The following is an 8648-nucleotide window of genomic DNA, read 5'->3' as shown; positions in this document are numbered from 1 at the left end:
AAGGAGAATTAAAGATTATAAAACCAAAAAAAAATAATTCTAAATATATTTTCATAAAAGATAATATATTTTCTATGTGTATGAGTAATAGTAAAGATTACAATCAAATTAAGACATGGTCTTCAGAATTTCAGATTTGCGATCGCAAAGAAGAATATACTAATAATTACTATTGTAAGAAGAATGGCACTTTAGCAACCTTGAAAGCAATATTTTCGCCAGAAGTACCTTTAGATTTAGCGGTACTCTGTGGATGCAAGGTTGAAGAACTGCCGGATCTTTTACAAGTTTGGAGCGCTCATGAGGAAACATCAAGTCACAATAGTATACTCGACCGTATCGATCCTATGGACTGGTTGCCTAAGAATCCTTGGATCAAGTTAAATTTGAATATAGTCATTCATCTAAGTAAACGGGGATATACTCAAATATGTAAATCTCATAATGCTAAACCTCATCGTTTTTGGAAAGAAGATAATGTATAGTTATTTTAGGTAATAAGTATGAAGATGTAGTGATTTTAAATCTATGGAATCAATCTAGGAGGACAACTGTCATGTCTATGTACGCCTTTAAAGATGAAAAAAGAAAAATAAAGGTTTTAGCCCCTGATGCTTACAAAGAGAATAAATCGGTACGCTTGTATTGCCCTAATCCTAAATGTGATGCTCATATGTATATCTGTGGTAGGGAGGGAAGCTCTTCATTTTATTTTCGTGCCAGCAGGACGTATAGACATATAGAGAATTGTCGTTACGGAGTAGGAAATGGTTTTAATCCAGAAAAGTTTAATGAAGCAACATTTGATTTTACTCAAGCCCTCTTTAATTTAACAACTCTCAGTAATCCTCAAACAAAAAAATTACATCCTGGTGCTCACAAAGAAGGAGCCTCTACTTTAAAACCGCCTCACACCATAAGGCAAATATATTATATGTGTACACAATATCATTACTTGGATACTTACAATGGTATTGTGATTGGCAAAATGCTCCTTTATGATGAAAGCATTAATTTGTATCCAAATGATACCGATGTGATCGGTTGGAGACTCATTGAATCTACTATTCTCGACAACGGTTATATTTATGATCCAGCTACAAAAGAAATTCATTTAGTTGCCCCGCTAGATAAAAAAAATTATCATTTTGTATTAAAGTTTAATGATGTAGACCTCTATAACCAGATGCAAAAGGAGATTTATAAGAATAAAGATAATAAAAATCTCAAAATCATTGTAGCCGGGGAATGGAGTCATTTTACTACTGAAAATAGAAATGTGGAAAACAAATTCACTGCTACTATATTAAGCAAAAAACAATTTAAAATCATGATATAATTTGGTACTTATTTATTTTTTTTAGAACTAATATCGTATAACCTAAAGAAAGCAGCATAATATCTATGAATGTTATCTTTGTAATTAAATTTCAATATAGATGAGGAATCAATATGAATGAACTAGAAGAGAAAATAAGTGAACTTTTTGATGGTATGTATACACGTTTATCAGTTGAAACATCAAATTATAAGAACAAACAACCAAAATGGGCAGGTAATGTTACATTAACTACCGGGTACAATTTAAGTATACTGGTTAGTGATTGTACTATCGAATTTTCAAAAACAGGAAACACAAGATCTGATAATTGGGTCATACGATTGGAAGTAGACATTAATCAAGACATGATTAAAGAAAAAAGAGAGACAATTATCCATAAAAAAATAAATGAATTATTTGATAGTTTCTTTCCTAACCTTAAAATAGCTGTTCTAAAGGAGAATATAGTTGAAGGAAGAGTTTGGAATGGTGATTTGTTAGATGGCATTGAGAGCTATGTGAAAGACTTGAATCAACCTTTCCCGATTCAAGTTGATCGCAAAATTCTTAATCTTAGCTCTGATATAGAGACTATTGTTGAATCCAAAAATCTTCCACCTATAACAAATAACCCCTTTTATTTTATTGATGTTATTTTTAAAACAGATGAGTATTCGTGTATTTTAACATTACCTTATTCTGACCCCTTAAACGATAAAGTTGTTGCAATAATAGTATCAACGCTTGATGATATAATCACTAGCCTTTCAGAAATAAAATATTTAATACAGTAAAGATTAAATAAATAGTTTCCATGTCTTAGCAAATGCCATCCAGCTATTAAAGTTGGATGGCATTTTGTTGTTAATTTTAACGGAGTATTGATCTGTAGGTACAATATTCTAAATAATATCTGCATCTAACGACTACATAGACAGCTTACGTTTGGTGCTAACAAAATTGAGGGTTTAACTTCTGAATTTCCCATAAATGTTATAGATTTTTGAAAATTGCGTTGGTTATATTTAAAATAGTACCTAAAAAAAATTTTTCATGCTATTATAGGAACAAATGTTCTTATAATAGGGGTGGATAGCTATGCTATTTGATTATTCTAAGCTTAAAGTACATCGAATGATCTGTGTAGACATGAAAAGTTTTTATGCCTCAGTAGAAGCTGTTGATCATCAACTTGATCCACTTCAAGCTATGATTGCCGTTGTTGGAGATCTTCAAGTTTCCAGTAGCGTAGTACTAGCTGCATCGCCTGCTCTCAAGCAACGTTATCAAATTCGGACCGGTAGTCGCTTATTTCAAATTCCTCGTACACATCATATTCACGTCTTCGAATCCCGTATGCAACGTTACCTGGATGTCTCTATGCAAATTGTTCGAATTTTAAACGAGTTTGTTCCTGCTCAGGCTATACATATCTACTCTATTGATGAAATGATAGTTTGTCTGGATTCTACAAACAATATTTATCCAACTGCATGGGAAGCTGCTGTCGATATTAAACAAACGATTCTAAACAGAACAGGAATTACAGCCTCCATCGGAATAGGTCCAAATAAATTTATCAGTAAAGTGATTTTGGATACGCAGGCAAAACATGCCGGTATTGCTGAATGTCGTTATGAGGACGTGCCGGAATTACTTTGGCCCCTACGCGTAGAAGAAGTCTGGGGCATTGGTGAAAAAATGCGTAGACAATTTAATAGAGCACGTATTTTCACTTTAAAAGACTTAGCTCATACTTCGTTAGGATGGCTGAGACGAACGTATGGTGTTATGGGTGAAGAATATTATATGCATGCTTGGGGTATTGATTTGTCTCCCGTACATCATGATCCTACCCTTGAGATCCGTAAAGGATTCTCAAGAGGGAATACTCTTGCTAGAGATTATAGTGTATCTGAAGCAAAGATTGTGATCTATGAGGCAACTGACTATTTAGCCCGTAAACTACGATCTGCACATCTAGCTGCCCATACCGTATCCTTGAGTTTACGATATAACCGTTTAGATTTACTTACGTCTTATAGTCGTTCTATAACACTCTTATCTGCCTCTGATCTGTCTAAATATCTGTATGAGAGTTGTTGCTTATTGTTGGATCAAAGTACAGTAGACGGGCGTATAAGGCATGTAGCTGTATCTGTTTCAAACTTGGTAGATGATGATGAAATTCAAATGGATTTATTTGTTCACGCTACAGATGAAAAATTACGTAGATTAGGTAAAACGATAGATACCATCCAGACGAAATTTGGTTCTGCTGCTATTCTACGAGCTTCTTCAATTAGTGAAGCAGGAACTGCTATCCAGCGATCACATAAAATAGGGGGACATTATAGTGGATGAGCTTAAAGGACGTGGAGCCAAAACATGGCGTAAGTCAATGATATTGCCTGAACATCAAGACGCGATTAATGCCTGGTATGCTTCTCAAGAAGATGTAAACAAACCTATATTAACTAGTGATCGTGTAGCGGAAATCAATCAGGCTATCCAACTTCTGCACTATAAGCAGTCGTTAGTGAAAATTAGCTATTATCACGAGCGAAGAATAGTTGATGTATCAGGAAGGATATACCAAGTTGATTCTCTACAACAACATATAGTACTTAGCAAAGATACTTTTGAGAAAGTCTGTATTTCTTTGCGATCAATTACTGATATTATAGAAGTGTAGTTATCCAATAATCATACTTGAGGAAAAATCACGTTAATGTAGGAGATGCTTTTGAATATGGATGAAACATTAGAGTATTTACCTGAAGAAGTACCTGACCACTTATTTACTCAAAATAAATTAAATCGCATGGGATTAAAGCCGATTGCTGAATCGGTTGCTTACGTTTCTTATCCAGAACAAAAAAGGAAATACAAGTTATTCGATATCCATAAAACTCAACAACGCAAAAAACAAAAGAATGGTCTCTCTTTGGTTCAGAAAGATGCAACGATCGAACAGATTCTAGATGAGCGTCGACATGAGCTAGAAGTTAGACGCATGCAATTGGGGGATTCTAATGAATGAAGATTTTATTTTGAGTTTGAAACCACTTGGTAGTGAAGTAGAAGATAAAGAACTATTTATTGAATACAAGAAACGTATTGGTCATTTACTTCCGAACTTTCCTGAATGTGCCTTAGAAAACTGGATTTACAGACATCATTCAGATATTGATGACTATGCATTTTTAGACTTTCAAAAGATGAAATTTCAAGAGAAGTCATGGTCAAAAGATGAGATCTTCAACAACATAAAATCATACGAATCTGGAATGATTGATAATTTAGGATACCATATTTACGAATCAGATGACCCAAATTGGTTGCAAAAATACATGTTAACGCATAATACCTGGAACGTACCTATAATTGTATTTCAAAATGATTCACCACTTAACATACCAATAATTGCATTTGAAGAAGATTTTCCTGATATGGGAAAACCTTATCATTTGCTAGAAGGACATCTGCGACTCAACTACTTCAGAGAAATGTATCGTAAAGAAAAAGAAAGATTAAATGATAATCATAAGCTTTGGTTAGTTACGATTTAATAAAATGTAAAGTCAAGTATTTATGGATGCCATTCAACTATTAAAAGTTGAATGGCATTTTCCTTGAAGCTGAAAAGATGATCACAGCTGAAGGGACGAATTAGGTTCATTTTTCCTTTTGAGGCAGTCTAATATGTCTAAATAGTGTAGTAGTCTATAATTAATAGTATTATTTCCTAATTATTACATTAAAGTAAACAAATTGTTTTAATACTCTGTTACAGTAAGTTTGATAATGCAGATGCATTATACATATACATAACAGGAGCGATGAATGTGAAGCTACGTAAGAAATTAATCATGAGCGTGATCAGTTGTGCTCTGCTTCTCCCAGCTCTTCCTCTAAATACCTATGCGGTTTCTCTGGACAAAATGGTAACCAGAGAGTTAGCTCAAAAGGCAGCTGCTTCGGTGCTCGTTAATGTAGTGGGAGAAGGAGATACAAAGAACTGGAACAAACAAACACGTATAGGGGTAGTAGAAGATGTGTATGATCCAAGTGGTCAACTGGTAGCCTACCGCGTTAACTTTCAAGGATCAGGAGGTCAAGCTGAAGGATATTCATTAATCAGTGCTTTTGCAGATGAAGAACCGGTGTTGATGTGGACAGAAAATAAAGCGCTGGATGAAGAAGAAGCAGAATCTGTAGCATTATCCCAAATCCAAAGTCAAAATCGCTCACTTGTAGCTCCCAAAATCGAAGAGTCGAAATTGGTATGGTACGGGGGTATTAAATTAGCTGTAGAAGTAGAAAGTAATACAGGTGATGAAGTGGCTGTAGATGATACCATGAGAGCGTATTCTCTTACTGACTTAGAGACAGAAGAAGCGAATTTAAGCTATCCAGAGCCTGCCTACAGTGAGGCAAATCGGGCAAAGTGGAAACAAGTTGAGAGTATTGTTCTTTCAGCAGTAGATGATGTACATGGGTATGATCCTGAACATGGTGTAACATCTGAAAATCCGGGTAGTTGGGAACCAACCTATAAACGGATTGACAAAAATTATATTAATGGTGTGAAAAGTTTAAAACAATGGGAATATTCACCGGGTGAAGCTGTAGGATGCTCTCCAACAGCGGGTTCCAATATCGTCATGTGGTTTGCTGAACAATATCCTTCCTTAAATCCGACAGGTGATCCAAGAAGTATTGCTCTAGAATTACGAAAAACAATGAACACATATCAAGATGCTGGCACGGGATTAACTAATTATCTTAATATTCCAAGTGGACTCCAGCAGTATATGAGAGAACATGGAGTGCCTACAGCGTATGCTAAAAATATTTCATTAGCAACGTATGCAGAGTATGGAGATCGCATTGACATAGGTGCCCCTGTATTACAAAGCTATTGGGGACAAACTCACTATGGAAATCATACCGTAACTGTCGTAGGGTACAAAGAATATGTACGTAAACTATTAGAGTCTAATTCAAAATATTTAGTAGTTAAAAATAACTGGACTTCCGAACCGGGCGATTATTATGTGAAATGGGGGACATGGAATACTCAAGTGATGACCTATGTGTATGTAAAAGGGAATTAATACAGAAATAGAGGTGTCAATATGCGCAGACGAGCAGCTAAATGGGTGCTGGCAATCGGCGTACTATGTGTAATCTATATTGGTGTAGAGGTGCTACTCCTTTACAATCGCACGCCCACTTTATATTCTACAGTGAAACGCTTAGAAGCTCACGCTCCGCAAATTGAAGCGTATGGAGAAAAGTGGACATATAAGGATATAGAGGATCTAAAAGGGGAGAAGTTAACGAAGTTTACGAAAGGGGAAGGAGCCTACAAAGATCAAATGTATTTTTTCCCCGGTAGACCAGGGGCTCCTGCAAACATTTATATTAAAAAACAAGGGACTGAATATTACCGATACATGCGTACAACGCTCATGTTTGTTCATGGAATCTAAGTAAAAGCCGTAGAGTGATCATCAAAATGTTATGGAGTTTAGAAATGCATTGGGTCTAGAGTAAAGTAATCACTAATAAAATGCAGATACGTCTATGTAGATGTATCTGCATTTTTAGTGGAAAGATATGATTCATAAAGGCATTTTACATATGTATCACATGATTAATTCAATTGAAGTAACCAGATCACGTCTTATCCTGAAATAATAACTTGAATCGATTTTTTCTGCAAAAATATAGAAAATATTGCATTCTACAAAAGTAGAACAAGATAATTTTTCATGTTGAATCATTCTTTACTTTATCTTACAATCATAAGTAAAGAAAAGTAAAGAAAGAGGTATGAATATGTTTAAATCTACGATTAGCAGTAAAGGACAGGTAACAATACCTAAAGAAATTCGTGATCATCTTAATTTAATAGAAGGAGACACAGTCGGTTTTCAATACGATCCGGAAGGAAAAGTATATCTTGATAAACAAATTATCTTTAGAGATTGCCCAGTATGTTTTGGATCAGGGAAAATAGACACTGACAATAAGGCTTGTTATATGTGTGACGAGAAAAAAGTTATACCAAATAACATTTTTGCATTCAAATTAATACATGAAGTCCAATGGAGAAAATATCGAATATCATATACTCTTATACATCATGCAACAGACAGTAATAAAGAAGTATATCAATTATCAATTCCTGTATTTTCTTTGAGAAGTGACTTATATGGATCAGATTCGTTGGCAGCAGGAAACGATTATATACAAATGAAATTAATTCAAGAATATGCGCCTAGAAGAGTACAAGACCCTGAACAATATGCAATTCCAAGCGATATTGTATTAGCAGAAATAACTTCCTTATTAACCGAAAGTAGCTCGAAAAGAGAAGTTACTTCTTGGTTTAGAGCTTAACGATTCGGAATTAGAGCCTAAATACTCATTTAATACTGTCTTACCAAATAAAATATCTGAGGAAGAGGTGTTGTAGATGTATAAAGAACTTATGTTTGATGCAACGACTGTTACAGGAATCGAAATAGAATTTAATCTGTTTGATGTAGAACTAAAACATGATACGGTTGAGAGGCATATAAGCTATGTAAAATTCCTGAATCAAGACAATTTTATTGAGATTTTTACAGACAGTATCATGTTGCAATCAGGTCAAGAATAATGGCATTTGTTAATGATGTTATGAAAACAATCATAAAGGCTAGACGCAGAATATACTCACAGAAAGAAATGTCGCACTATTTGGATATGACTTTTAGAGAGTACCAGTTATTTGAAAGCCTAAAATTCTCTATTAGTCGCAGAAGATTTGAAGCAATTATTGAAAAAATCAAGTGTGATATTCCTGAACATTATATTGATGAAATCATGGAATACTACAAAAAGATGGAAGAGAAAAAGATTGGTAACGTAGTAAATGAAGATCGTAAGACAACTTACATTAATCCAAAGATTGGGATATCTATTAAAATTGATAAAATAGAATTGAAGCTTGATCCTGAGAATGTGACATCGATCAAAGTAAGTTATCTAAATAATCAAGCTATAATAAATCATACTAACCGACTCTCCACGGTGATCAAAGAATGTGGTACGTATCATTTGGAAATGATCGGAAATTGGGCAAAAGCAAATGGAATAAAATTGACTGTATAAATCTACATCAGGGAATAGGATGGTAAAATTGTAGAGGTACTTGCTTATCAAAAGCTACTTATTTCTAGATCAAAGACGTACTACGCGATTTAATTTCTAAATGTAAAAGATTGTTAGTATTTTCTAAAAAAAAAAATTATTTATGAAAAAATTCCTAATT

Annotated in this window: 12 protein-coding genes; all 12 read left to right on the top strand. The window is 34.2% G+C overall.

The features are described 5' to 3' along the window. Positions 1 to 485: hypothetical protein (locus PaeCFBP13512_RS23310; protein ID WP_206665617.1), on the top strand; the 485-nt coding region annotated here is incomplete at its 5' end. Positions 486 to 556: 71 nt separating this feature from the next. Further along, the gene (locus PaeCFBP13512_RS22955) at positions 557 to 1339 is read left to right on the top strand and encodes a hypothetical protein (protein WP_137226310.1); all 783 of its coding nucleotides are present in this window, start codon (positions 557 to 559) and stop codon (positions 1337 to 1339) included. 113 nt (positions 1340 to 1452) lie between these two features. Beyond that, positions 1453 to 2115 carry a hypothetical protein gene (locus tag PaeCFBP13512_RS22950; protein WP_137226308.1) on the top strand — a complete coding sequence of 221 codons (663 nt, stop codon included), beginning with the start codon at positions 1453 to 1455 and terminating at the stop codon, positions 2113 to 2115. A gap of 304 nt (positions 2116 to 2419) precedes the next feature. Continuing rightward, the gene (locus PaeCFBP13512_RS22945) at positions 2420 to 3685 is read left to right on the top strand and encodes a Y-family DNA polymerase (RefSeq protein ID WP_137226306.1); all 1266 of its coding nucleotides are present in this window, start codon (positions 2420 to 2422) and stop codon (positions 3683 to 3685) included. Beyond that, positions 3678 to 4016 (top strand): YolD-like family protein, encoded by a 339-nt coding sequence (locus PaeCFBP13512_RS22940; RefSeq protein WP_137226304.1) that lies wholly within the window; start codon positions 3678 to 3680, stop codon positions 4014 to 4016. The genes PaeCFBP13512_RS22945 and PaeCFBP13512_RS22940 overlap by 8 nt, the downstream gene beginning before the upstream one ends. 57 nt (positions 4017 to 4073) lie before the next feature. Then, positions 4074 to 4364: a hypothetical protein gene (locus PaeCFBP13512_RS22935; protein ID WP_137226302.1), complete on the top strand. Its 291-nt coding sequence runs from the start codon at positions 4074 to 4076 to the stop codon at positions 4362 to 4364. Continuing rightward, a complete protein-coding gene (locus PaeCFBP13512_RS22930) occupies positions 4357 to 4893 on the top strand; it encodes a hypothetical protein (protein ID WP_137226300.1) in 537 nt (178 codons plus the stop codon). Before PaeCFBP13512_RS22935 ends, PaeCFBP13512_RS22930 begins: the two co-directional genes overlap by 8 nt. 276 nt (positions 4894 to 5169) lie before the next feature. Continuing rightward, entirely contained in the window at positions 5170 to 6441 is a 1272-nt protein-coding gene (locus PaeCFBP13512_RS22925; RefSeq protein ID WP_137226298.1) for a hypothetical protein, read from the top strand. A 21-nt stretch (positions 6442 to 6462) separates the two neighbouring features. Then, the gene (locus PaeCFBP13512_RS22920) at positions 6463 to 6819 is read left to right on the top strand and encodes a hypothetical protein (protein WP_137226296.1); all 357 of its coding nucleotides are present in this window, start codon (positions 6463 to 6465) and stop codon (positions 6817 to 6819) included. A 349-nt stretch (positions 6820 to 7168) separates the two neighbouring features. Beyond that, positions 7169 to 7732: an AbrB/MazE/SpoVT family DNA-binding domain-containing protein gene (locus tag PaeCFBP13512_RS22915; RefSeq protein WP_137226294.1), complete on the top strand. Its 564-nt coding sequence runs from the start codon at positions 7169 to 7171 to the stop codon at positions 7730 to 7732. A gap of 76 nt (positions 7733 to 7808) precedes the next feature. Next, entirely contained in the window at positions 7809 to 7994 is a 186-nt protein-coding gene (locus PaeCFBP13512_RS22910; RefSeq protein WP_137226292.1) for a hypothetical protein, read from the top strand. Positions 7995 to 8014: 20 nt separating this feature from the next. Continuing rightward, a complete protein-coding gene (locus PaeCFBP13512_RS22905) occupies positions 8015 to 8488 on the top strand; it encodes a hypothetical protein (protein WP_161594351.1) in 474 nt (157 codons plus the stop codon). Positions 8489 to 8648 lie beyond the last annotated feature (160 nt).

Origin of the sequence: Paenibacillus sp. CFBP13512 (assembly GCF_005233705.1) — a bacterium.
Lineage (GTDB): Bacteria > Bacillota > Bacilli > Paenibacillales > Paenibacillaceae > Saccharibacillus > Saccharibacillus nuruki.
This window is presented reverse-complemented; position numbering and strand designations above follow the sequence as displayed.

Coding starts and splice junctions, on each gene's coding strand:
- PaeCFBP13512_RS22955 (WP_137226310.1), top strand. CDS start 557: ATGTCTATGTACGCCTTTAAAGATGAAAAAAGAAAAATAAAGGTTTTA.
- PaeCFBP13512_RS22950 (WP_137226308.1), top strand. CDS start 1,453: ATGAATGAACTAGAAGAGAAAATAAGTGAACTTTTTGATGGTATGTAT.
- PaeCFBP13512_RS22945 (WP_137226306.1), top strand. CDS start 2,420: ATGCTATTTGATTATTCTAAGCTTAAAGTACATCGAATGATCTGTGTA.
- PaeCFBP13512_RS22935 (WP_137226302.1), top strand. CDS start 4,074: ATGGATGAAACATTAGAGTATTTACCTGAAGAAGTACCTGACCACTTA.
- PaeCFBP13512_RS22930 (WP_137226300.1), top strand. CDS start 4,357: ATGAATGAAGATTTTATTTTGAGTTTGAAACCACTTGGTAGTGAAGTA.
- PaeCFBP13512_RS22920 (WP_137226296.1), top strand. CDS start 6,463: ATGCGCAGACGAGCAGCTAAATGGGTGCTGGCAATCGGCGTACTATGT.
- PaeCFBP13512_RS22915 (WP_137226294.1), top strand. CDS start 7,169: ATGTTTAAATCTACGATTAGCAGTAAAGGACAGGTAACAATACCTAAA.
- PaeCFBP13512_RS22910 (WP_137226292.1), top strand. CDS start 7,809: ATGTATAAAGAACTTATGTTTGATGCAACGACTGTTACAGGAATCGAA.
- PaeCFBP13512_RS22905 (WP_161594351.1), top strand. CDS start 8,015: ATGAAAACAATCATAAAGGCTAGACGCAGAATATACTCACAGAAAGAA.